This window comes from Citrifermentans bremense (genome assembly GCF_014218275.1).
In the GTDB taxonomy this organism is placed as follows: Bacteria; Desulfobacterota; Desulfuromonadia; order Geobacterales; family Geobacteraceae; genus Geomonas; species Geomonas pelophila.
Genome location: NZ_AP023213.1, coordinates 57,554 through 80,746, shown reverse-complemented (window position 1 = coordinate 80,746; position 23,193 = coordinate 57,554). Strand labels below are relative to the sequence as shown.

The following is a 23,193-nucleotide window of genomic DNA, read 5'->3' as shown; positions in this document are numbered from 1 at the left end:
CCAGATAGAGTATTTTCACGTCGTTTGTGGGTAAAAAGCCACACCCGCTCACCCCGCAGGTGGTGCGTGAATACCGCCAAAGCCCCTGTATGAACACGGAGTGCCGATGGAAAAGCTAGCGTCGATCGTGAGGCGGCCGATCATCATCCTGCTGCTGATACTGCTGGTCCCCCGGCTGGGCGCAGGTTCAGCCGGCGCGAAGGAGTCCCCGGACCGGCCGGCAAAGGGGGGGCAAAAGCGCGTGATAACGGTGGTGTACTTCCCGATGGCGGTACCGGTCGCGGTGCTGGGAGAGGTGCTCAAGCGGGACAGGGTGCTTATGAAGACCCTCGGCCGCGCCGGCGTCCGTGCCGAATTCCGCACCCTGACCAAGGGGTCGGATGCCCTCCCCTACATCAGGAAGGGGAAGGTGGACGCCGCCCTGATCTCAGACATGCCCGCCATCGAGGCCGCGAGCACCGGGGAGATGCTGATCGCAGGGACCATCAAGCGAAGCTACGCTTCCGTCGTCGCGCGAAGCGGGCTGGTCCTGGAGCAGTTGCGCAGGAAGAAGGTGGGGAACGCCTTCGGCTCGACCTCTCACTACGCCCTGTTGCAGGCCCTGAGGTCCGCCAGGCTGACCGAAAGCGACGTGAACATCGTGCTGATGGACACGGCGCTCATGCCTGACGCGCTCGCCAGAGGGGAGATCGACGCCTTCGCCGCATGGGAGCCGATCCCGACGGCCGCCATGAAGAAGTACCCGGGACAGTTCACCCCGATTTACCGCCAGGTGAGTGCCTCTTATTTCCTGCTCTCCCGCAGGCTCGTGGAAAGCGATCCCGCGGCGGCGGATGCGCTCTCCGCGGCGCTGATCCGCTCGACCCGCTGGATGAAGAAGGGGGACAACCTTGCCTTGGCCAGCAGGTGGGCGCTAAACGGCATGACCGCCTTCTCCGGCAAGCAGTCCGGGCTCTCGGCGCAGGACATCGCCGAGATCACCCGCACCGACCTCCTCGATGTGCCGGGCGCGCCGCTTGTATCCGCGGCGGAGAAGGAGCCGCGCTCGGCCCTGGCGCGCGAGTTCGACTTCCTCATGTCCATCGGCAAGCTCCCCCAGAAGGTTTCGCGAGAAAGGTTCGAGGGTAGCATCAGCCCCGAGCTTTTACCGCGCCTGCTGGCAAGGCACAAGCGCCACCAACTGGACACCTTCGACTACGCCTTCTGAGGAGAACCCCGATGCCCACAATCCCCATGCTCCCACGCTTCGCAGTCATCCTCCTGATCCTGCTGGCGCTGGTACTGCCGCACCCTTCCCGCTGCGACGCGAAAGGCAACGCCAAACCCGAGACGGTGGTCTTCACCTACCAGCCCCTCGCTTCTCCGGGCGGGGCGCTGGCCGCTGCTCTGAAACACGACCGGGTGCTGCGCGAGGAGCTCACGCGCTTGGGCGTGTCGCTGCAGATGGTGCCGGTGCGCGACGGCTGCGAAGCGGCGAGCTACCTCTCCTCCGGGAAGGCACAGGTTGCCACTTTAGGGGACATGCCTTTCCTCAAGGCCGTTTCCTCCGGCGTTCCCCTCTACGCCATTGCCCTGATAAAGCAGAACTACGGCGCGGTGGTGGGGCCGATGGGACTTTTGCCCAGCGACCTAAAGGGAAAGAGGATAGCCAACACCTTCGGGAGCACCGGCCACTACGTCTTGCTGAAGACCCTTTCCAACTCGGGGCTCACCGAGTCCGACGTCACCATGGTGCCACTGGAGGTGACCGAGATGGAGGAGGCGCTCCTCAAGGGAAAGGTCGACGCCTATGCGGCGTGGGCGCCCACCCCGGAGCTGACCCTGGCGCGCTACCCCGACCGCTTCGCCGCCATCGGCAAGCATCGCAGCCTATCCTTCGCGGCCTTTTCCAAGAACCTCGCCGACAGGCGCCCGGAGCTGCCACGCCAGATGGCTGCTGCCCTGGTGCGCTGCATGAAATGGCTGGCCAAGGAGAACAGGGCGCTTGAGCGGGTGGCGGGATGGAACCTCCAGGACGTCAAGTCGCTCCAGCCCAGGCAGGCCTCACGGGAGCGGCGCTCGCAGGCCGAGGACCTGCGCCGCGAACTCTCAGCCATCGCCTTCACCCCCCGCATGCCCAAAGGTATAGACGCGGAGGGGGGGTCGATGGCCGAAGAATTCCGCTTCCTCAAGAAGGTCGGGAAAATCCCCCCCACGGTCCCCTGGCAGATGTGCCAGGGGGCGTTCAGGCTCGACTACGTGGACCAGGTCCTGCGCAACGCGGCGAAGTACCGTATCGCCAGGTTCGACTATGACCAAAACTGACCCCAGGGGAAAGGAACGCCGGCCCATGCCGTGGCATTCCGGGATAAGCGGCAGGATCATCATCACCTTCTGCACCCTCTCCCTGCTCGTTTTCATGTCCATCCAGCTAAGCGAGCTGTACGGCCTGCCGTTCGGGTTGGTGCGGGGCAAGATCGCGGACAGCACCGCCAAAGAGCTCACCATCCTCTCCAGCGTCGCCGACGTGAACAAGAAGCTGATCACGGTGTGGCTCGAGGAAAGGCGCGGCGACGCGCGCGTTGCCGCCGAGAGCCCCTACGTCAGGGAGCTCGCGGCCTGCAGGATTACTAAACCCGCGAGCCCGCACCCGCACGCCGAACTGGACGCATGGCTGGAATTGATCCGCACCACCTACCGCTACGACGCGGTCCGCATCATCGACCCCAAAAGCGGCAAAGTAATCGCCGCCAGCGACAACGGCGCACCCGATCCCTCGGCCACGCAGTCGCTTGTCGCTGAGGCGACGGCCACCGGGATGAACGAGACCATCAGCCTGACGGCGGAGGAAAGGGGCCGCGCGGCACGGCTGCACATCGTCAGGCAGATCGGGCAGGACTTGACGCCGGACGAGAAGCCGCTTTTGCTGCTCGACTTCTCCGTGGACCTCGACCAGGTGATGAAGCCTGTGCTCGAGGGTTCCATAGCCGGCGTGCTGGGTAGGTCGGGGGAGGTGGTCCTCGTCGACGACAAGCTCCGCTTTCTCATGAGCACGAAGCACCCCCTGAAGGACGGTTCCCCGACCTCCCCCTTGCGCAGCGTCAACGGGGCCAAGACGGCCAGGCTTGCCACAGAGGGGGGCGAGGGGGCGATGAAGACCGCCGACTACCGCGGGGTGCCGGTGCTTACCGCTTACCGGCACATCCCTCTCGACCCCGAGCGGGCCTGGGGGATGGAGGTCAAGATCGACGAGGCCGAGGCGCTCGCCCCCATCCGCAGGCAGCTGCAGCGGGCCCTTCTCTTCAGCCTTTGCGGCATCGCCCTCACCTTCGCCTGCTCCCTCTTCATCGCCCGCTACCTAGGCCGTCCGCTGCAGAACATGGCGCGCGTCGCAGGCGAGATCGAGGAAGGCGACCTGGGGCAGCGGGTCCCGCTGGAAGGTAGCAGGGAGACCATCGAGCTCGGCTGCTCCTTCAACTCGATGGTGGACCGGCTCAGGCAGTCCCAGGAGGGGCTGGAGCAGAGGGTGGCCGAGCGCACCATGCAGCTCGAGGTGCTGAACCGGGAACTCCAGGCGGAGGTAAGGGAAAGATGGAAAATGGAGGAGCGGTTGCGCGACAGCAACGAGAAGTTCTCCGCCGCCTACAACAGCGCCCCGGTCATGATCACCATCTTCTCCCTCGAGGACGGCCGCTATCTGGACGTCAACAACAAGTTCTGCTCCGTTTCCGGCTTCAGCCGCGAGGAGAGCATCGGCAAGAGTGCGGTGGAACTTGGGTGGATAACGCCGCCGGACGACGAGCTGGCAAGGGGGAGGATAGAGCGCGACGGCAGGATCCAGGACCTGGAGGTCTCCTGCACCACCAAGTCAGGCGAGAAGATCCTCTGCAAGAACTGGGGAGAGATCATCAACGTGGCCGGGAAGAAGGCGCTACTCTCCATCGCCATGGACATCACCCAGTACCGCAAGGTGGAGGAGCAGTTCCACCAGGCCCAGAAGATGGAGTCGGTGGGAAGGCTTGCGGGCGGGGTGGCGCACGATTTCAACAACATGCTCAGCGTGATCCTCGGGCATGCCGAGCTTTGCCTGATGGACAAAGACAACCCGCAGCGCATGCACCTGGAGGCGATCCTCGATGCCGGCAAGCGCTCTGCCGACATGACCAGGCAGCTCCTGGCCTTTGCCAGGAGGCAGACGGTCGAGCCGAAAGTACTAGACCTGAACGAGACCGTGTCCGGGATGCTGCGCATGCTCGAGCGGCTGATCGGGGAGGGGATAGAGCTGGTCTGGGCGCCGGGGCCCAAGCTGGAACAGGTCAAGATCGACCCGGCGCAGGTAGACCAGATGCTGGCAAACCTCTGCGTCAACGCCCGGGACGCCATATCCGGGATCGGCAGGCTAACCATCCTCACCGCAAACGTCACCCTGTCCGAGAGGGAGTGCCGCGGCAACAGCGACCTCTCCCCCGGCAGCTACGTGATGCTGACGGTCAGCGACACAGGTCAGGGTATCCCGCCCGAGGCGCAGGAGCACATCTTCGAGCCGTTCTTCACCACCAAGGAGATCGGCAAGGGTACGGGTCTGGGCCTAGCCACCGTGTACGGGATCGTGAAGCAGAACCAGGGGGGGATCAAGGTGGAGAGCAAGCCGGGATCCGGCACGACCTTCAGCATCTTCCTCCCCTGCATCTCCAGGGGCGCGCAGATCGAAGGGGTGGACGCCGAGCCGGAGCCGATCCTAGGTGGGAAGGAGACCATCCTACTAGTCGAGGACGAGCCGAGCGTGACGGAGATGAGCCGGAACATCCTGGAGAGCCTGGGGTACCGGATCATGGTCGCCGCTGGGCCCGAAGACGCGCTCAGACAGGTCACCTCCGGCACCGAGATGATAGACCTGCTCCTGACCGACGTGGTAATGCCGGGGATGAACGGCAGGGACCTCGCCAGGGAGCTCAGGTCGGTGCATCCCGGGCTCAAATGCCTGTTCATGTCCGGCTACACGGCGGACATCATCGCCGACCACGGCGTGCTGCACGACAGCGTAAATTTCCTGCAGAAACCATTCGACGTCAGGTCCCTGGCCGCCAAGGTGCGTTCGGCTCTCGGGGAGAAGGCGCATACCCTTTCCCCCGACGCCTGACCCCCGTCCCCTGTCATTTCCTTCGGTTTTCCTCTCCCCCTTCTGCGAAAGGGTGCGAAAAAAGTTTCAGCTGCGAAAAAAAGACTGCGTGACGCAACACCCCGCCAATAGGATCAGCATGGTCCTGTTGGCGGGGTGCCCCTGCTCAAAAGGGGCAGGCCTCCCTTTTCCCGCCCGACCCGTACCCACCTTCTAAGCTCCAGTAATCACATGCGAAAATCGTCACAATGAGGGGCTGGCATGGTCCCTGTAATATCAACGACAACGCAACCAGGAAGAGGCTCCAGCCAAGGGGGTTGCTTCACTGGTTGCACCAGACTCCAACAATCAAGGAGGTAACTGTTATGAAGCGGATCATCACGATGGCAGCAGGGCTTTTCGTGGCGCTATCCCTGACAGCAACGGCGTACGCCGCTCCCAAGGGAGCGAACCTGCGCAAGAGCTCGCCCGGTATAGAGAACTCGAAGAAGGTGATGCAGTACAGGATGCAGCGAGACAAGAAGATGCAGGATGTGAGGAAGAAAGGGCAATTGAAGAGGCAGCAGGCCCAGGCCGGGAAATAAAGCCCGCCTTGTAGAGGCAGCCGACACCTGATGTTATTTCGCAAGGCATTGGAGGAGACTATGAACAGGCTGACTAAAATGGTGATGACAGGCCTGGCTATGCTGGTCATGACGTTGGGGATTTACCCGCAGACCGCACAGGCAATCGACGAAACGAAGGTCCCTCACTACTACGGGCCTTATCCTAACTGGGCGCTCAGCCCGCTTCCTTCCAAGGACCTCTCTACCGGCGTCGTCACCGGCGGCATCAAGAAATTCGTGAACCGCCTGCCGGGGCTGGGCGAAGCCAACGCCAACGATCTGGGGAACTTCCTCCCGGTGGCGGTCCCGGACACGACCACCTACGCCGATGCGGACTACTACGAGATCGGCCTGGTGCAGTACCGGCAGAAGATGCACTCCGACCTACCGCCGACGCTTCTGCGCGGCTACGTGCAGCTCTCCACGACGGTCGTCCCCGGCGCACAGGTCCCCCTGGCCAACGCCACGGTTGACGGCACCCCCGACGTACCCATCGTCGGCTACGCCGGCGTCACCAAGCCGAGCTACCTGGGCCCTGTCATCGTAGCCAAGAAAGACCGCCCGGTACGCATCGTGTTCAGGAACCTGCTTCCGACCGGCTCCGGCGGCGACCTTTTCCTCCCGGTCGACTCCACCATGATGGGCTCCGGGATGGGGCCGATGGGGATGACGGACCCGATGGACGGAAAGAGCGTGACCGACATGGTGCGTAACCCGATGTGCACCGAAAACCCGAAATCCGACATGTGCTTCAAGGACAACAGGAGCACCCTGCACCTGCACGGCGGCATCACCCCGTGGATCAGCGATGGCACCCCGCACCAGTGGATCACCCCGAAGGACGAGATGACCCCCTGGCCCAAAGGGGTGAGCGTGAGCAACGTCCCCGACATGCCGGATCCGGGCCCCGGCGCCATGACCTTCTTCTACACCAACCAGCAGAGCGCAAGGCTCATGTTCTACCACGACCACTCCTGGGGGATCACCCGCCTGAACGTGTACGCAGGCCAGGCTGCCGGCTACATCATCCAGGACGACACCGAGCAGGCGCTTTTGGATAAGGGGCTCATCCCGGGCGCCGCAGACACCATCCCGCTCATCATCCAGGACCGCACCTTCGTCCCCCCCGGCGACAAGGCGACCCGCACCGGACAGCTCTACGAATCGGACCCGACCTGGGACGAGGCCCGCTGGGGCGGCTACGGCAACCTCTGGTACCACCACGTCTACATGCCGGCGCAAAACCCCTCGGATCCCTCCGGGATGAGCGCGTACGGCCGCTGGATGTACGGCCCCTGGTTCTGGCCCCCGGCAACACCCAAATATCCGCCGATCCCGAACCCGCGCTACAACATGGACCCGGCGACCGCCTTCACCACGCCTTTGGCTAAGGCCTGCAACCTGGACGACCCGACCTCCTGGCAGTACCAGACCGACCCGTTCTGCGAGCCCGAGCTGATCCCGGGAACCCCGAACATCTCGGTGGGCATGGAGCAGTTCAACGACACGCCGATAGTCAACGGCACCGCTTACCCCTACACCACGGTGGATCCGAAGGCGTACCGCCTGCGCATCCTGAACGCGGCGAACGACCGCTTCTTCAACCTGCAGCTCTACGTCGCCGACTCGACCGGCACCGAGGTGGCGCTGAACGCAGCGGAAATTGCAGCCGCGCAGCTCGACCCGGTGGTCTTCCCGACCCCGGACACCACCCTCTCGCCGAAAGGGCCGGACTGGATCCAGATAGGGAGCGAGGGCGGCTTCCTGCCGACCCCGGCGGTGATCCCGCCGCAGCCGATCACCTGGATCACCGACCCGACCCGCTTCGACGTGGGTAACGTGGACCAGCACTCCCTCGCCCTGGCACCTGCCGAGCGTGCCGACGTCATCGTCGACTTCTCGAAATACGCCGGGCAGACGCTGATCCTCTACAACGACGCCCCGGCGGCGTACCCGGCCAGGGTGCCCAGCTACGACTACTACACCGGCGCCCCCGACCTCTCCCCCAACGGCGCCCCCGGCGTCCTCCCGGGATACGGCCCGAACACGAGGACCGTGATGCAGATCAAGGTCAACGCCCTTGCCGACCCGACCGTCCCTGCGGCTCCCTTCAACCTGCCGGCACTGCAGCAGGCGTTCACCCACCAGCCTGACGGCACACCGAGCGTCTTCGAGACCGGGCAGCACCCGATCATCGTAGGACAGGCGGCGTACAACTCAGCCTACGGCACCAACTTCGCGGCCAAGAGCTGGTGCAACGCACCGGGAAGCAGCAACCAGACATGCGACGGCTTCGCCCGCATCTCCGACCAGGGTGGCGATCTCTTCGGCTTCAACACCCTGCTGAACCAGACGGCCAAATTCCAGATCCCGCTGGAGCCCAAGGCGGTCCATGACGAGATGAACGCGGTTGCCTTCGACGAGTTCGGCAGGATGACCGCCAACATCGGCGTCGAGGCCGTGCCGGCCAAACCAGGCCTGCAGAACGTCGTCCTCTACCCGTACGTGAACCCGCCGACCGAGCTGATCGACGGCACCAACCTCCCGAAAGGAGACCTGAACATAACCCCGATCTCGACTGCCGACGGGACCCAGATCTGGAAAATCACCCATAACGGCGTAGACACGCACCCGATCCACTTCCACCTCTACGACGTGCAGGTACTTAACCGCGTGACCTGGGACAACATCATCATCCCGCCGGATGCAAACGAACTGGGATGGAAGGACACCGTGCGGGTCAGCCCGCTCGAGGACACCATCGTGGCGCTAAGGCCTGTGGTCCCGAGCCTCCCGTTCGAGATCCCGAACAGCATCAGGCTGCTCAACCCGATGATGCCCGCAGGGGACACCTCGATGTTCGAGCCGACAGACGTCTCCGGCAACCCGACCGATCCCATCATCAACCAGCTGGTCAACTTCGGTTGGGAGTACGTCTACCATTGCCACATCCTGAGCCACGAAGAGATGGACATGATGCGGCCGGTATTGCTCGCCTTGCCGCCGAAACCTGCCGACGGGCTCAGCTTCGCCATCAACGGCAACGGGAACAAGGCAAGACTGACCCTTAACTGGAACGACAACTCCATCAGCGAGACCGGGTTCCTGGTGCAAAAGACCACCGACGGCGCTACCTGGACCAACGTAGGCAGCGTGGCTTCTCCGCTTAGCGCGGTCAACACCACCGGACAAAAGAGCATCGTCGACCCGGCAAACTACAATCCGAACCTGGTAGCCAAATACCAGGTAGTGGCGCAGAACACCGTGGGTTACGGCGGCCAGATGCCGAGCCTGACCGTCAGCTCGGTATCCGCTCCGCTTCTGACCGGCACCGTGCCGGCGACACCGACCGCGCTCACCGCCACCCTGCAGGCAGGACCGCAGGTAACCCTCAGCTTCACCGACACCGCCCTGACCGAAATCGGCTTCGTGGTTGAGCGCTCCGACAACGGCGGCGCCTTCGTCCAGGTAGCCAAACTCGGGGCACGCAGCAACACCGGCGCCGTGAGCTACATCGACAAGACGGTGGCAGCCGGGGCAACCGACACCACCTACGTCTACCGCGTGGCGGCCATCAACGCCGCAGGGCTCTCCGGATACGCGGTGGCAGCACCGCTGCTCCTTCCGGCCCTCCCTGCAGCGCCGGCCGGCGTCACCGCCGTCAACGGCCCGAACGGCAACGGCAACAGCAGGACCGTGATCCTGAATTGGCAGGATCTCTCCAACAACGAGACCGGCTTCACAGTGCAGCGCGCCACCAACGCCACCTTCACCACCGGCGTTAGCAACGCCAACGTTGGGGCAGGGGTGACCACGCTGACCCAGACCGGCCTGGCACGGAACACCAACTACTACTACCGGGTCCGCGCCAACAACGGGAACATCGTCTCCTCCGCATGGGTAGCCGCTACTCCTTCGCCCATACGGACCAACCCGTAACCTCAACCGTGGCCCGGGAGGAGAGCACCTCCTTCCGGGCCACTTCCACCCAGTAAAAGAAGAGGCCCCCCGGCTGCAGCCGGAGGGCCTTTTCTTGTTGCCGACGCTTGGATAGATATTCCGGCGGGCCGGGATTGTTTCCCTCGAAGGATGGCGAGCGATGCCCCCCCTTGGCGGAAGGTTCATAGGGGAGTCACGTGTAACCTGGGGCACATCTCCCCAAAGCGCTGCATAAGCCCCAACGTCCCCCCCTTTGCGAAGGGGGGACAGGGGGGATTTTGGATTGCGACCTTTATCTCGCCGTCGCGACCGCCGGGTTCAGGTCGCAGCCGGTTTCGATGGGAAGGCTCGCGTCCTTGGACCAGCCGATCCAGGAGCTGTCATAGTTGTGCAGCTTGTTCAGCGGGTAGCCCATCAGGTAGAAGGTGAACATCGCCTGGGTGGAGCGTACCCCTGATTGGCAGAAGAAATACTGGTCCTTCTTGCCGTCCACGCCCAGCTTCTTCAAGATCGCCTGCGCTTCGGCGGCGCTGACCCACTCGCCGGCGTTCTCCTTCTTCTTGAAGATCGCCCAGTCGCTGTGCTTGCCCCAGGGGATGCGCCCTTTACGGTAAGCCCCCTTCTTCAGCTCCTCGCCGCAGTACTCCTTGCGGTCCCGGTTGTCCCAGAGCTGCCCCCTGGCCGGATCTTTCAGCGCCAGGATTTCCGGGGTCTCGACCCTGCTGCGCGGCAGGGCGACCCTGGCGACGAACGACCCGCGCTTTGCTGCGTCCGGCGCGAGGATCGCCGTGTCGTACCCTGCGTCCTTCCATGCCTTGATCCCGCCGTCCAAGACCCTCACGTCCCCCTTGCCGTAGTACAGGAAGGCCCACCAAAGACGCGTCGCGTCGTACTTCGTGTCGTAGACTACGACCTTGGAATCCTTGTTGACGCCTAGCTCCTGTGCGAGCCTGGTGAAGCCTGCCGCGTCGATCAGGTTGCCGGTCACCCCGTTCTGCGTGGCAGCCGGTGCCTCGTACGCAGGGCGGTCCACCTGGAAGGAACCCGGAATGTGGCCCAGGCGGTACTCGACGTCGTTCTCCGCCGCGATGATGACCAGCTTCTTGTCCTTCGCGTCGATGAGCTGCTTCAGCTCCTTCGCCGTGATCAGGGCGGAGCCGCGTGCATATCCCTTGTACCCTTGCGCCTGCGGTTTTGCCCAGGACGTTCCCGCCAGGGCCGTTATCAGCGCCAGAACGGAAAGGAGCCGCACCAGATGTTTTACTGCCATTGCCTACCTCCGGAGTAAGGTTTTGATAAAAAGGTAGACAGTACATACTACTAAATCAGTCAAGTTTGCAACTGTTTTTTTAACCGGATAAGTAGGGTAAGCTGATTATATTTATTGAGCGATTAACTGTAGCTTGTCGCAAAGCGTTTCAATTCAGCGAAATCACAGTGAAAAGCGCAAAACCGTCGCGAACGTGAACAGGCTGTTTCTTGGATTCGCAAAAGCAATACCCCCACTTCCGGTAAACAATTCCGCAAAATAAAAAGGGCAGATCAAGCAGCTCGCTGGCGGTTTGCTTCCCCCCATACTCTGCTTGATCTGCCCTTCGTTTTCTTGGTCGATCTCCCGGAAGCCGGGATGCGATCAGATACCTGCCCGCGTCTCCAGCGCGACCCGCATGCGCCGCAGCGCCTCGGCCAGGAGCTCCCGGCGGCAGCCGAAATTGAGCCTCACGTACCCCGGCAGCCCGAAATCGTTCCCTCCGGAAAGGCCTACGCCCGCCTCCTCGAAGAAGCGGACCGGATCCTCGATCCCCGTTTCGCGCACATCGATCCAGGAAAGGTAGGTCGCCTCCACCGGCGCCACCTCGAGCCCCGGCATGCGCGCCACCTCCCGCGCGACCAGGTCGCGGTTGCCGCGCAGGTAGGCTATCAGCTCCTGGCGCCATTCCTCCCCGTACCGGTAGGCCGCCTCGGCAGCCGTGTACCCCAGGAGGTTCACATGGGGGACGATCCTCCCCATCGCCTTTTTGAAGGCGCGGCGCAGCGCGTCGTCAGAGATGACGGCGAAGGAGCAGCCGAGCCCCGGAACGTTGTAGGTCTTGCTGGGGGCGAAAAGCGTGATGGTGCGGGCGCCTGTCTCCGGAGAGAGGGTCGCGATCGGGATGTGCCGCACCCCTTCCTCCAGCACCAGCCCCGCGTGGATCTCGTCGCTACAGATGATGAGATCGTGCCTTTGCGCGAACTGCGCCAGCAGCTCCAGCTCTTCGCGGCTCCAGACGCGCCCGACCGGGTTGTGCGGGGAGCAGAGCAAAAGGAGCCTGGTGGCCGGGGTCACCGCGCGCTCCAGATCCTCCAGGTTAAAACCCCAGCGCCCCTTTTCGCAGACAAGCGGCACGTTGATCGCGTTGCGCCCGGAAAGGGGCGGGGCCGACATGAAGGGGGGATAGACCGGGGTGAAGGTGATCACGTCGTCTCCCGCAGCACCCACCGACCGGCAGGCGACGTTCAAGCCGGTGACGAGACCGGGGAGCCAGACGATCCACTCCTTTGCCACCTGCCAGCCGAACTCGTCCCCAAGCGACTTGAGCACCGCCTCGACGAGGCTCTCCGAAGGGGCGGTGTAGCCGAAAACCCCGTGGCTCACCCGCTCGTGCAGCGCCTCGATGACGGCGGGGGGTGAGCGGAAATCCATGTCCGCCACCCAAAGCGGTATTATGTCGCGGTCGCGGTACTTGTCCCATTTCTCGCTGGAGGTGCCCCGCCGGTCGATGATCTCGTCGAAGTCGAACTTCTTGGTCATTTAAGCTCCCATACGGTCAATTGTGCGATGCTGTGCTGGAACTTGCGGCGCGTCTCCCTGATCACGAAGGGGACATCGCGCGGCTCGCCGAGCGGGTTGAAGTATGGCAAAAGTTCCCGCGATAGTCCATCTATACTCCACACCGGCTCGCCCGCTTCCCGGTACCCCCCCAGCCACTGGTCCTTTGCGGTGTACTCCTCGTCCCAGCTGTAGGGGGAAGCGATCACCAGGAGCCCGCCGGGGTTGAGCCTTTCCCGTATCGCGTTCAGGAAGCGGCGGGGCGAATAGAGGCGGTCGATCAGGTTCGCGGCAAGGACCAGGTCGTAACCGGTGAACTTCTCCGGGAGGTTGCAGGCGTCGGCCTGGAAAAAGCTGACCCGTTCCCTGACCTCCGCAAGCCCCAGGACCGCAAGGTCCAGCTCGTGGTAGGAAACCACCTCCCCTTCCTCCGGCAGCGCATAGCGGAGCCCCCCCTCTTCCTGCATCCTGGCGGCGAGCCGGAAGAAGCGGCTCGAAAAGTCGAGTCCCGTCACCCGCTCGAAACCGCGCGCCAGCTCGAAGCTCGCGCGCCCCACGGCGCATCCGAGGTCGAGCGCGTGCCCCCGTGTACGTCCGCGGGTCAGTTCCAGGCAGATCTCCGCGCAAGCCTTGGGGAAGTTAGGGACGCCGAAATGCCCGGGGCCGTAGTGCGCGTCGCAGTACTGCGCGGCAAGCGCGTCCGTCTCGTACGGGTCGTCGTGGATTTCCACCGGCCGGCTGCTTTCGACGTAGCGCAAACCTGCGTGCTGGAAGAAGTGCCTCCTGAAGGCGTACCGGGAATCGCGGGTGGCCTCGTTACCGGTGGAGATCCAGGAGCCCCCCTTGATCAGGTTGTGGCGCGTATCGAAGGTGGGGGTCGAGAAGTCGTCGTACCAGGGATGGACCCGGAACCCGTGGAACGGGTAGATGGGGGTCTCGGTCCACTGCCAGACGTTGCCTACAAGATCGAAGAATTCGCCGAAGGGGAAGCGGTCCACCGGGCAGGAGGAGGCCCAGTATTCGAGGTTTATGTTCCCCGGCGCCCGGTTCCAGCAAGGCTGGTCCGGCACCTCCGCCAGATCGCGCATGCGGTACCACTCGTCCTCCGTCGGCAGCCTGAGCGACTTGCCGTTTTTTGCCGAGAGCCAGTTGCAGAACGCCTTCGCCTCCAGGTAGTTCACCTCCACCGGCCAGTTCCAGGGAAGGTCGATCACCTCCAGCATGGTCCTAAGCCCCCACCCCTCCTCGCGCTCCACCCAGAAAAGCGGGTGCTCGGCCTCTTTGAAGCTGCGCCAGTTCCACCCCTCCTCCGTCCACCACTCCCGCTCCCGGTACCCCCCAGCCTGGACGAAAGAGAGGTACTCCCGGTTCGAGACCAGGAACTTAGAGGCGGAGAACGCCTCCACCTGGGCCTCGTGCTTTCCGTACTCGTTGTCCCAGCCGTAGAGCGGATGCTCCTGCTCCTTGCCGAGCCGCACCATGCCGGCGGCGACCGGCAGCAGCTCGTTTGCCGCAGGCTCTCCGGACTCGCGGCAGACCTCCCAGAAGTCGTGGCGCCGCACCCGGTCCAGGGGAAGCTGTCGGATCAGCACCGACGAGGTCTCCAGGTGGATCCTTTCGTGCTCGATCCCCATCACGATGGCCCAGAAGGGGTGCTCCCAGGTGATGGGAAGGGTAAGCGGCAGGGTCTTGATCAGCCCATCCACCAGGTCGCGCACCTGATCCCGATAGCTCTTCACCTCGGCGGGGGTGGGCCAGTCGTAATGCGACTCGTTCAGGTCGTCCCAGGACATCTCGTCGACACCGACGGCGAAAAGCGATTCGAAGCGCGGGTTGATGCGCCGGTCTATGACCCGGGCGATGACGAGCTTGTTGACGAAAAAGGCTGCCGTGTGGCCGAAGTAGAAGATGAGCGGATGCCGGAGCCTGTCCGCCCTCATGTAGAAGGCCTCCTCGTCCTTCAGGGTCTCATAGAGTCGCTCGTCAACGGTGAAGGTGGCATGGAAATACTCCAGGATCTCCGCCCTTTTCTGTTCAGGTTCCCCTTCTGTCAGTATTACCGAATGCGTTTTTCTCAGATCCATGGCGTCACTCACTATTTCGTGTTTTTAATTTATGGCAAAAAAGTTGAATTACTGGCTGTAGAACTCGTTGTTCCTGGTGCGATCTTTACATGATGTGACTATACCAGAAAAAGTCGATGCTGCTGCCTGAGCTCCTGCGATCTCGCCAGTTTGACGCACGCAGTTGACAAACCGCCCCTGGATTTTATGTTTACCTGGTCTGCGCGACGTGCACGCGGGCGAGGGAGGGAACATGGCATACGGAAAATCACCGGCCCTTTTCGCCGGGAGCTGCGCGCTGCTTTTGGCAATCATCGCGACAGCCGGAGGTTCCATGATCGTCCTGCCTGGGAAGTCCTACCGGGGAGCGCTTCCCCCTTTGCAGCGGGAGGAGCTGCTGCTTAGCGAGCGGCTGCAGCAGCACGTAGGTTTTTTGGCCGGAACCGTCGGAGAGCGCAACATGGCACATTACCGCTCCCTGGTCCGCGCCTCCGACTACGTCAGGGCCGAACTCGGCAAAGCTGGGCTCTCGGTAAGCGAGCAATCCTATTCGGTGGACGGGAAGGTGGTAGCGAATCTGGAGGGAGAGGTGAAGGGGACCACGGCGCCGCAGGAGATCGTGGTCATCGGTGCGCACTACGACTCGGCCCCGGGGACTCCCGGCGCCAACGACAACGCTTCGGGGGTCGCCGCGCTGATCGAGCTCGCCAGGCGTAGCGCCGGCTTGCATCCGGCCCGCACCCTCCGTTTCGTCGCCTTCGTCAACGAGGAGGCCCCCTTTTTCCATGGCGAGGAGATGGGAAGCGTGGTGTACGCCCGCAGGTCCAAGGAGAGGCGGGAGAAGATCGTGGCGATGGTGTCGCTGGAGACCATCGGCTACTACTCGGACCAGCCTGAAAGCCAGCTCTACCCGGCCCCGCTTGGCCGTTTCTATCCGGACACCGGCAACTTCATCGGCTTCGTCAGCAACTGGAGTTCGCAGTCGCTGCTCCGCAAGGCGATCGGCTCTTTCCGGGGCTCTACCCGGTTCCCTTCCGAAGGGGTGGCGGCACCGGCCCTGATCCCCGGGATCGGGTGGTCCGATCAGTGGGCTTTCTGGCAGCAAGGGTACCCGGCGCTGATGGTCACCGACACCGCCCTTTACCGCTACCCCCACTACCACCAACCCACCGACACTTATGAGAAGATAGATTACGACCGACTGGCGCGGGTGGTGCCGGGACTCGGGAAGGTGGTCGAGGAACTGGCAGGGAAGTAAGGCTCGACGAAAAAGGCGCCCCTCGAAATTCGAGGGGCGCCTTTTCCTTTTCAGACCAGCTCAGGCTCTTTTAGTCGCAGCGGAAGTTAGACTCGATGCGGCGGTTCTTCTGCTTTCCTGCCGCGGTCTTGTTGTCGGCTACCGGCTTGGTCGGGCCATAGCCCACTGCCTTGACCCGCTCCGGCGCGATGCCGAACTTGTCGACCAGGTACTTCCTGACGCTGTCGGCCCGACGCTGGGAGAGCTTCATGTTGGCGGCCTTGTCGCCGACGCTGTCGGTGTGCCCCTCGATGGTCCCGGTGGCGTTCGGGAACTCCTTCAGGAAGTCGGCCAGCACCTTCAGCTCGTCATGGTACTTGGGCTTGATGTCTGACTTGTTGGTGTCGAACTGGATGTTGATCACCGCCGGCTGGCACAGCTTGACCGGGGCCGCCTCGGGCTGCACCACCGCCGGAACCGGGACCGGCGCAGGGGCGGTCACCGCCACTTTGGCCTCGCTTTTTGCAATGCCGCCGGGGCCCGTGCAGGTCAGGGTGTAGAGCGCATCGTCGTTAGGCGTGATGGTGAGGGTCCCGGCCGTCGGCACCGGCCCGACACCCGGCTCGATGATGCAGTTGCTCGCGTTGGCCGAAGTCCAGCTGAGGGTTGCAGCCTCACCCTTCACCACGGATCCGGGGTTTATCAGCAGCGTGTCCGTGGGAGCCTCGGGGGCGGGCGCAGGCGGCGGGGGCGGCGGAGCGACCACCGGCTTGGGAGCGGGCTGGGCCGGTCTCGGCGGGCAGAGTGCCTTGGCCTTCGCCGTCGCCTGTTTGGCCAGAGCTGCCCCCTCTTCGGTATGGCAGGCCCGGAAGACGTCGTAGGCGTTGTTCTTCGCCGCCTCGGCTTCCTTGAACTCGTCCGGGCAAAGCGCCGCTTTCCCGTCGGCGCGCGCAGCCTCGATGGCGCGGTCGGCCTCCTGCATCTCGTAGCGGATCCAGTACCCCGGAATGTTTCCGCGGCCGTTGTTCACTTCGTAACTTGCACACCCAGACAAGGTTCCCGCCGCGCCCAGCGCTACCAGCAGAAAGGCTTTCCCAATCAGCTTCTCCCGTTTCATAATCCTCTCCTTGTGCAATAAATTCAGTGCCGGCATGACATAGAGCCGGCAGCGCCTGGACAATAATCGCGGTTGTGGCGTATGACTTTGCGAAGTCCAGATGCAAAAAAAGTTACACCAGCGACTGTGCATGTCTACAACAAGGCGGAATTAATTATGTTTAAGAATTAATTATTGGGGAGAGAGGAAGTTTTTAGGGGGTGCCTGGAACAGATCCTTTGGCGTCGTTTTTTATGAGTGTCCAGTCCTGTGGAGTAAAGCAAAAGACTGCATGAGCTTCAGGAGATTGCCTTTTCTATGACTGCGATGAACTGCTCCGAGGTGAACGGCTTGGGGAGGAAGCTCACCTGCTTGTGCTGCCTTGGGTTATGCACCTTGACGTCGAAGGTATAGCCGGAGATGTAGAGGACCGGCAGCCCCGGCTGGAGGAGGGCAAGGCGCTCGTACAGCTCCGGCCCGCTCATCTCGGGCATCACCACGTCGGTCACCAGCAGGTCCAGCGGGAGATCGCGCTCCTCGACCAGCTTCAGGGCGAGAGCCGGGGTTTCCGCGATCAGGACATGGTGCCCCGAGGACTGGAGCAGCTCCAGCGCCATCTCCCTGATGCTCTCGTTGTCGTCGACCACGAGGATGGTGGCGCAGCTGTCCCTTTGCTCGATTTTCGCCGCCGGCTCCGGCTGAGCCGGCTCCTGCTTCGCCTTTGCCGCCTGTCTCGGGAAGTAAAGGAGGAAGCTGGTCCCCTGGCCCACCTGGCTCACCACCTTGACCCAGCCGTTATGCTGCTTCACGATCCCGTACACCGTAGCGAGACCGAGCCCGGTTCCCTGCCCCACCGGTTTCGTGGTGAAGAAGGGCTCGAAGATGTGTCCCAGCACCCCCTCGCTCATGCCGCAGCCGTCGTCGGTGAAGGAGAGCAGCACGTGCGGCCCGGGCTTGGTGCCGGGGTTCATCCGGGCGAACTCGTCGTCGATGGTCACGTTGCCGGTCTCGATCACGATGCTGCCGTTTCCCTTGATGGCGTCCTGGGCGTTGACGGCGAAGTTGATCAGGATCTGCTCGATCTGGCCGCGGTCGGCGAAGATCGGGGCGCCATAGCCGGTCAGGTTGGTCCTGATCTCGATGTTGCCCCGGATGGTCCGCTGCATCAGGTCCAGAAGCGAGCTGATGACGTCGTTCAGCTCCAGCACCTCCATATTGAGCACCTGCTTGCGCCCGAAGGAAAGGAGCTTCTTGGTGAGGTCCGCCGCCTTATGGGCGGAGACGAGGATGCCGTCGAGCTTCTTCCAGTTGGGGTCGTCGGGGGTGAAGCTCCGCTTGGCGATGTCGGCGTAGACGAAGATGGGGGTCAAGAGGTTGTTGAAGTCGTGGGCAAGCCCCCCCGCCAGCTGCCCAATCGCCTCGATCTTCTGCATCTGGCGCATCTGCTCCTCGAGCTTTTGCCGGCTCTCCTCGCTGCGCATGCGGCCGATGGCGATGCTGGCCATGTGGGCGGCCGATTCGATCAGGGCGATCTCGCCTTCCCTGGGGCTGCGGCAACTGCGGTAATAGATGGCGAAGGTCCCCAGAACGTCACCCTCGCGCGAGAGAACCGGCTCCGACCAGCAGGCGCGCAGGCCGGCGTCCCGCGCCGGCTTGAAATTCCTCCAGTAGGGATGGTTCTCTATGTCCTCGACCACCACGCGCTGTTTGGTGAAGGCGGCGGTGCCGCACGAGCCCATCCCCTGTTCGATCCTCAAGCCGGCCACGGCCTGGTTGTAGAAGTCAGGAAGGCTCGGTGCCGCGCCATGGGTCAGGCGGGTGCCGGAGTCGTCCACCAGGAGCACCGAGCAGAGCGCGCCGGGGCTTTCCTGCTCCACGAAGCGGACGATCTCCCCCAAAAGCTCCTGCAGATTCGAGCTCGTCGCCATTCTTTCCAGTATTTTCAGCCGCGCCTTCTCCCGCCGCTCTATGCGCTTGCGCCGGGAGATGTCCCGCACCACGCTGAGGATGGCGGGGCGCTCGCCGAAATCGATGACGCGGCTGGTCACCTCTATCGGTATCGGCTCTCCCCCCTGGGTCAGGTGCTCCGATTCGTACAGTGCGCGCCCGTCTTTTTTCACCGTAGCCAGCCGTTCGGGTAGCCTTTCCCGCTGGTTGGGGTGATTGATCTCGTACAGGCTCAACTGAAGCAACTCGTCGTGGCTGTACCCCATCTTGTCGCAGGCCGACTGGTTCGCCTCCAGGATCTTGAACTGGAAGTCGTGAATGTAGATGGCGTCACCGGCGTTGTCGAAGAGCTGCCGGAACCGCGCCTCCGACAGCTGCAGCCCTTTTTCCAGGCGCTTTCTGCGTTCGATGCTGAAATAGAGGGTGAAAAGGGCTGTCAGCATCGCTGCGGCAACGGCCAGAGCAGTCCAGAAGGCAGTCTTGTTCACTGCATAAACCGAGACCGGCTTGTTGATGATCCTTGCCCCGGCGGGGATCTTCCCCGGGTCGATGCCAAACCTGCGCACCACCGCGTCGTCGACCATGGCCTGGGAGAGGTTCTGGTCGATGACGGGGATGCTCTGCGCCTTTTCCCCCGAGATGATCCTAAGTGCAAGTTCCGCTGCCTTTACCCCCTGGATCCTCCCCTCCATCATCCGCCCGCCGACCACCCCTTTCCCGAGCTGGGCTGCGTGAACGGCATATACGGGGACGGAACTGGCTGAGGACACCACCTGTGCGACCTGGGCCTGGGTGAAGGAGCGTCCCCCTTTTTCCACCGAGTAGGATAGAAGCAGCACCAGGGCGTCCTTGGGAAGCGACTTCAACTGCTGCACCGACTGCTCGAGCGGAAGGTCGGGGAGGTAACGGAGCTTTACCCCGCCGAAATGCTCCTGGTACCGGGAGAGTTCCCGGGCCATGGCAAGCCCGGTGTCGGTATAGTCGTGGACAACCACCACCTGCCGGGTCCCCGGGTGCAGGGAGAGGGCCATGTCCAGGGTGCCGACCATGTCGTGGTGCTCGGCCACGCCTGTCAAGTTGTTGCGCCCGACGATCATGCCGGGGCTATAGTCGTTGATGCCGCAGAAAACCAGCGGCGTGCCAGGGAAGAGGCGGTCACGGTAGCGCAGGGCGAATTCTAACGCCGCGTTGTCCAGTGCGATCACCACCTGGAACCGGTCCTTGCGGTATTTGGCCGCGAGCAGGTCGGCCTGCTGGGGGAAATGCTTTTTGTTGGGGAATTTCTTGGTGTCGAGGTGCTCGATCAAGAGCTCGAGCTGGGGGAACCCGCGGGTCAAGGTCTCCCGCAACCCGTGCATCTCGTCGTCGGACCATTCATAACCGTCGTTGTACGAGTTGAGAGCCAGGACGTGGGGCCGGTCTGCCGCCTGAACTTCCAGGGGGCCGAGAAGAAGAAGCCACAAAGCCAGTGACAGTAAGGTCACAGCGACGCTGATTTTTCGGGGAACAGTAAGCATCTACTACCTCGGAACCTATCCGGCAAACTATGCACGCCTTCCATGGACGGTCCTCGAATTATCGGCTCTGCGGGTTAATTGCTTGAATTATTAATTATGTGAGCTACTTAACGTCCGTAGCGAAAAAGGGACGGGCCACTTTCGGAAATTTGAGCAGCCCATCCCCGTTTACCGCTACAGCGGCCGCGGCGTGCAGAGGTACCCTTCTTCGTCCGCCTTGGCCTGGCACCGGTTGCAGATGAACTTCGGCTTCGAGGAGTGCCGGTCGATCTCCTCGATCCGCCCTTCGCGCTTCAACTGGCACATGTGCGCCTTATGTTCTGTCGGCTTCGGACACTCTTTCAGCTCACTCATTGGGACCTCCTTGTCTCTAATTGGGTACCGCTATCTTAGCACATGTCGCGACCCCGCACCCAGCAGGCCTTGCGCCGTTTCCTTCCTTTACATGAACCGTTCCCCTGATAACATTAACGTAAAGTTACGGCACCCACATGAGAGGAGCGAGCCATGCGGAAGACCATGCAGGCGCTAGTGAAAAAATACCCGAAGCCGGGGCTTTGGCTCGACGAGGTCCCCGTCCCGGAGGTAGGGATCAACGACGTGCTGATCAAGGTGCACAAGACCGCCGTCTGCGGCACCGACCTGCACATCTGGGACTGGAACGACTGGGCCCAGAAGACCATTCCCGTCCCCATGGTGGTGGGCCACGAGTTCGTGGGACGGGTGGTGGCCATGGGGAGCAACGTCGCCGACCTGAACATCGGTGACATAGTCTCAGGAGAGGGGCACATCGTCTGCGGCAGGTGCCGCAACTGCCTGGCCGGCAGGCGCCATCTCTGCAAGGACACCAAGGGGGTCGGCGTCAACCGCGCCGGCGCCTTCGCCGAGTACATCTGCATCCCGGTCACCAACGTCTGGCACGCAGACCCCACCATCCCCATGGAGATCCTGGGGATCTTCGACCCCTTCGGCAACGCGACCCACACCACGCTCGCCTTCCCGATCCTGGGGGAGGACGTGCTCATAACCGGCGCCGGCCCCATCGGGATCATGGCTACGGCCATAGCGCGCCACGCAGGCGCCCGCTACATCGTGATCACCGACCTGAACCAGTACCGGCTCGACCTGGCGAAAAAGATGGGGGCCACCGTGGCGCTTAACGTCAGGGAGGGGACCCTGGCCCAGGTGCGGCAACAGCTCGGGATGAAAGAGGGTTTCGACGTCGGGCTGGAGATGTCGGGAAACGGCGACGCCTTCAAGGAGATGCTGGCGAACATGTGCCACGGCGGCAAGATCGCGATGCTCGGGCTCCCCTCGGGGGATCTCGCCATCGACTGGAACCAGGTGATCTTCAACATGCTGACCATCAAGGGGATTTACGGCCGGGAGATGTACGAGACCTGGTACCTGATGCAGTCCCTGATCAAGATCGGACTCGATCTCACGCCGGTGATCACGCACCGGATGCACTACACGCAGTTCGAGGAGGCGTTCCAGGTGATGAGCACCGGCAATGCCGGGAAGGTGATGCTCAACTGGGTCGAGGAGTGAAAATTACGCCTCACGCCCAGCCTTGACGCCGCCAGGGGAGGCTCCCTCGCGGCATCAAGGCTTCGCGTGAGCCAGGAGGCAAAGGATGCCCGAGAAGTTCGAGTGGATCAAAGAGGAGATGGAGGCCCTGAAGCAGCAGGGGCTGAGGACGCATATCCGCACCATAGGTTCGGCCTGCGGCCCCTGGATGGTGGTGGATGGCAAGAAGGTGCTGAACTTCTGCAGCAACAACTACCTGGGGCTCGCCAACCACCCCAGGCTGAAGGAAGCTGCCAGGGCCGCGGTTCAGATCTGGGGGGTGGGGCCGGCGGCGGTAAGAAGCATCGCCGGGACCCTGGAGCTGCACCGCACACTGGAGGAGCGGCTGGCCGCCTTCAAAGGGGTCGAGGACGCCCTCTACGTCCAGTCCGGGTTCTGCGCCAACCAGGCGGCGATCCCCCCAATGGTCGGGAAGGGTGACGTCATCTTCACCGACCGGCTGAACCATGCCAGCATCATCGACGGCTGCCGGCTCTCCTCGGCCAGGGTCGTGGTGTACGAGCACTGCGATGTGGAGGACTGCGAGCGCGCGATCAAGGAGAACCTTGGCCAGTACCGGCGCGCCCTCTTGATCACCGACGGGGTCTTCTCCATGGACGGCGACATAGCGCCCCTGGACCGGCTCTTCGAGCTCTGCCAGCGCCACGACATCATCACCATGGTGGACGACGCCCACGGCGAAGGGGTGCTTGGGCGCGGCGGGCGCGGTATCGTGGACCACTTCCGGTTGAACGGGAAGTTCGACCTGGAGATAGGGACCCTCTCCAAGGCCTTCGGGGTCATGGGCGGGGTCATCGCCGGGAGCAGCACGGTCATCGACTGGATCCGGCAGAAGGCCCGCCCCTTCCTCTTTTCCAGCGCCGTCACCGCGGCAGACACGGCGGCCTGTCTCGCGGCGGTAGACCTCCTCGAGGAGAGCACCGACCTGGTGGAGCTTCTGTGGGAAAACACGCGTTACTTCAAGGATGGAATGAGGAGTGCCGGCTTCGACATCGGCGCGAGCGTCACCCCCATCACGCCGGTGATGATCGGCGACGCGACGCTCGCCCAGCATTTCTCGCGCATGCTGTTCGATTGCGACCCCGGCATCTTCGCCATGCCGATCGGCTACCCGACCGTCCCCCAGGGGAAGGCGCGCATCAGGGTCATGATCAGCGCCTCCCACTCCCGCGACGACCTCGACCTGGGGCTCGACATCTTCACCAGGATCGGGAAATCCGTGGGAATAATCTAAAGGCCGGATCGGTCCAGGACCGGTAAAAGGAAGCCCCCTCCTCCCGCAACCGACGGGA

14 protein-coding genes are annotated in these 23,193 nt (G+C 63.1%); 8 read left to right on the top strand and 6 right to left on the bottom strand.

Going from position 1 to position 23,193, the window contains the following annotated elements:
* Positions 1 to 106 precede the first annotated feature (106 nt).
* The 5 genes from GEOBRER4_RS00305 (at position 107) to GEOBRER4_RS00285 (ending at position 9,642) form a co-directional block, all read left to right on the top strand.
* A complete protein-coding gene (locus GEOBRER4_RS00305) occupies positions 107 to 1,207 on the top strand; it encodes an ABC transporter substrate-binding protein (protein ID WP_185243750.1) in 1,101 nt (366 codons plus the stop codon).
* 11 nt (positions 1,208 to 1,218) lie between these two features.
* A complete protein-coding gene (locus GEOBRER4_RS00300; protein ID WP_185243749.1) occupies positions 1,219 to 2,304 on the top strand; it encodes an ABC transporter substrate-binding protein in 1,086 nt (361 codons plus the stop codon).
* A 25-nt stretch (positions 2,305 to 2,329) separates the two neighbouring features.
* Positions 2,330 to 5,119, top strand: a complete 2,790-nt coding sequence (locus GEOBRER4_RS00295) for an ATP-binding protein (protein WP_185243748.1) — start codon at positions 2,330 to 2,332, stop codon at positions 5,117 to 5,119.
* A gap of 344 nt (positions 5,120 to 5,463) precedes the next feature.
* Positions 5,464 to 5,682: a hypothetical protein gene (locus tag GEOBRER4_RS00290; RefSeq protein ID WP_085814422.1), complete on the top strand. Its 219-nt coding sequence runs from the start codon at positions 5,464 to 5,466 to the stop codon at positions 5,680 to 5,682.
* 60 nt (positions 5,683 to 5,742) lie between these two features.
* Positions 5,743 to 9,642, top strand: a complete 3,900-nt coding sequence (locus tag GEOBRER4_RS00285; protein WP_185243747.1) for a multicopper oxidase domain-containing protein — start codon at positions 5,743 to 5,745, stop codon at positions 9,640 to 9,642.
* A 292-nt stretch (positions 9,643 to 9,934) separates the two neighbouring features.
* Here the strand turns inward: GEOBRER4_RS00285 and GEOBRER4_RS00280 are convergent, their stop codons facing one another.
* The 3 genes from GEOBRER4_RS00280 to ovoA form a co-directional block, all read right to left on the bottom strand.
* Positions 9,935 to 10,912, bottom strand: a complete 978-nt coding sequence (locus tag GEOBRER4_RS00280) for a sulfurtransferase (protein WP_185243746.1) — start codon at positions 10,910 to 10,912, stop codon at positions 9,935 to 9,937.
* A gap of 363 nt (positions 10,913 to 11,275) precedes the next feature.
* Positions 11,276 to 12,433, bottom strand: a complete 1,158-nt coding sequence (locus GEOBRER4_RS00275; RefSeq protein ID WP_185243745.1) for a MalY/PatB family protein — start codon at positions 12,431 to 12,433, stop codon at positions 11,276 to 11,278.
* Complete coding sequence (ovoA, locus tag GEOBRER4_RS00270) at positions 12,430 to 14,535, bottom strand: 5-histidylcysteine sulfoxide synthase (protein WP_185243744.1); 2,106 nt, start codon at positions 14,533 to 14,535, stop codon at positions 12,430 to 12,432. The genes GEOBRER4_RS00275 and ovoA overlap by 4 nt, the downstream gene beginning before the upstream one ends.
* A 232-nt stretch (positions 14,536 to 14,767) precedes the next feature.
* On the opposite strand from ovoA, the gene GEOBRER4_RS00265 reads away from it, so the two are divergent.
* A complete protein-coding gene (locus GEOBRER4_RS00265) occupies positions 14,768 to 15,772 on the top strand; it encodes a M28 family peptidase (protein ID WP_185243743.1) in 1,005 nt (334 codons plus the stop codon).
* Between the two features lie 70 nt (positions 15,773 to 15,842).
* Here GEOBRER4_RS00265 and GEOBRER4_RS00260 read toward each other — a convergent pair whose 3' ends face one another.
* The 3 genes from GEOBRER4_RS00260 to GEOBRER4_RS00250 all read right to left on the bottom strand — a co-directional run bounded on the left by GEOBRER4_RS00260 (position 15,843) and on the right by GEOBRER4_RS00250 (position 20,665).
* Positions 15,843 to 16,868, bottom strand: coding sequence for an OmpA family protein (locus tag GEOBRER4_RS00260; protein ID WP_185243742.1), 1,026 nt, complete (start codon positions 16,866 to 16,868; stop codon positions 15,843 to 15,845).
* Between the two features lie 278 nt (positions 16,869 to 17,146).
* Positions 17,147 to 20,311, bottom strand: coding sequence for a PAS domain S-box protein (locus tag GEOBRER4_RS00255; RefSeq protein WP_185243741.1), 3,165 nt, complete (start codon positions 20,309 to 20,311; stop codon positions 17,147 to 17,149).
* A gap of 174 nt (positions 20,312 to 20,485) precedes the next feature.
* Positions 20,486 to 20,665: a hypothetical protein gene (locus tag GEOBRER4_RS00250; RefSeq protein ID WP_185243740.1), complete on the bottom strand. Its 180-nt coding sequence runs from the start codon at positions 20,663 to 20,665 to the stop codon at positions 20,486 to 20,488.
* Between the two features lie 153 nt (positions 20,666 to 20,818).
* On the opposite strand from GEOBRER4_RS00250, the gene tdh reads away from it, so the two are divergent.
* Together tdh and GEOBRER4_RS00240 are read left to right on the top strand one after the other, a co-directional pair.
* Positions 20,819 to 21,862 (top strand): L-threonine 3-dehydrogenase, encoded by a 1,044-nt coding sequence (gene tdh, locus GEOBRER4_RS00245; RefSeq protein WP_085814431.1) that lies wholly within the window; start codon positions 20,819 to 20,821, stop codon positions 21,860 to 21,862.
* Between the two features lie 85 nt (positions 21,863 to 21,947).
* Complete coding sequence (locus GEOBRER4_RS00240) at positions 21,948 to 23,135, top strand: glycine C-acetyltransferase (protein WP_185243739.1); 1,188 nt, start codon at positions 21,948 to 21,950, stop codon at positions 23,133 to 23,135.
* Positions 23,136 to 23,193: the final 58 nt, after the last annotated feature.

What these genes read in the sequence shown, in the direction of transcription:
- ovoA (WP_185243744.1), bottom strand. Translation starts at nt 14,535, where the DNA reads ATGGATCTGAGAAAAACGCATTCGGTAATACTGACAGAAGGGGAACCT.
- GEOBRER4_RS00300 (WP_185243749.1), top strand. Translation starts at nt 1,219, where the DNA reads ATGCCCACAATCCCCATGCTCCCACGCTTCGCAGTCATCCTCCTGATC.
- GEOBRER4_RS00285 (WP_185243747.1), top strand. Translation starts at nt 5,743, where the DNA reads ATGAACAGGCTGACTAAAATGGTGATGACAGGCCTGGCTATGCTGGTC.
- tdh (WP_085814431.1), top strand. Translation starts at nt 20,819, where the DNA reads ATGCGGAAGACCATGCAGGCGCTAGTGAAAAAATACCCGAAGCCGGGG.
- GEOBRER4_RS00290 (WP_085814422.1), top strand. Translation starts at nt 5,464, where the DNA reads ATGAAGCGGATCATCACGATGGCAGCAGGGCTTTTCGTGGCGCTATCC.
- GEOBRER4_RS00280 (WP_185243746.1), bottom strand. Translation starts at nt 10,912, where the DNA reads ATGGCAGTAAAACATCTGGTGCGGCTCCTTTCCGTTCTGGCGCTGATA.
- GEOBRER4_RS00240 (WP_185243739.1), top strand. Translation starts at nt 21,948, where the DNA reads ATGCCCGAGAAGTTCGAGTGGATCAAAGAGGAGATGGAGGCCCTGAAG.
- GEOBRER4_RS00260 (WP_185243742.1), bottom strand. Translation starts at nt 16,868, where the DNA reads ATGAAACGGGAGAAGCTGATTGGGAAAGCCTTTCTGCTGGTAGCGCTG.
- GEOBRER4_RS00275 (WP_185243745.1), bottom strand. Translation starts at nt 12,433, where the DNA reads ATGACCAAGAAGTTCGACTTCGACGAGATCATCGACCGGCGGGGCACC.
- GEOBRER4_RS00265 (WP_185243743.1), top strand. Translation starts at nt 14,768, where the DNA reads ATGGCATACGGAAAATCACCGGCCCTTTTCGCCGGGAGCTGCGCGCTG.
- GEOBRER4_RS00305 (WP_185243750.1), top strand. Translation starts at nt 107, where the DNA reads ATGGAAAAGCTAGCGTCGATCGTGAGGCGGCCGATCATCATCCTGCTG.
- GEOBRER4_RS00255 (WP_185243741.1), bottom strand. Translation starts at nt 20,311, where the DNA reads ATGCTTACTGTTCCCCGAAAAATCAGCGTCGCTGTGACCTTACTGTCA.
- GEOBRER4_RS00295 (WP_185243748.1), top strand. Translation starts at nt 2,330, where the DNA reads ATGCCGTGGCATTCCGGGATAAGCGGCAGGATCATCATCACCTTCTGC.
- GEOBRER4_RS00250 (WP_185243740.1), bottom strand. Translation starts at nt 20,665, where the DNA reads ATGAGTGAGCTGAAAGAGTGTCCGAAGCCGACAGAACATAAGGCGCAC.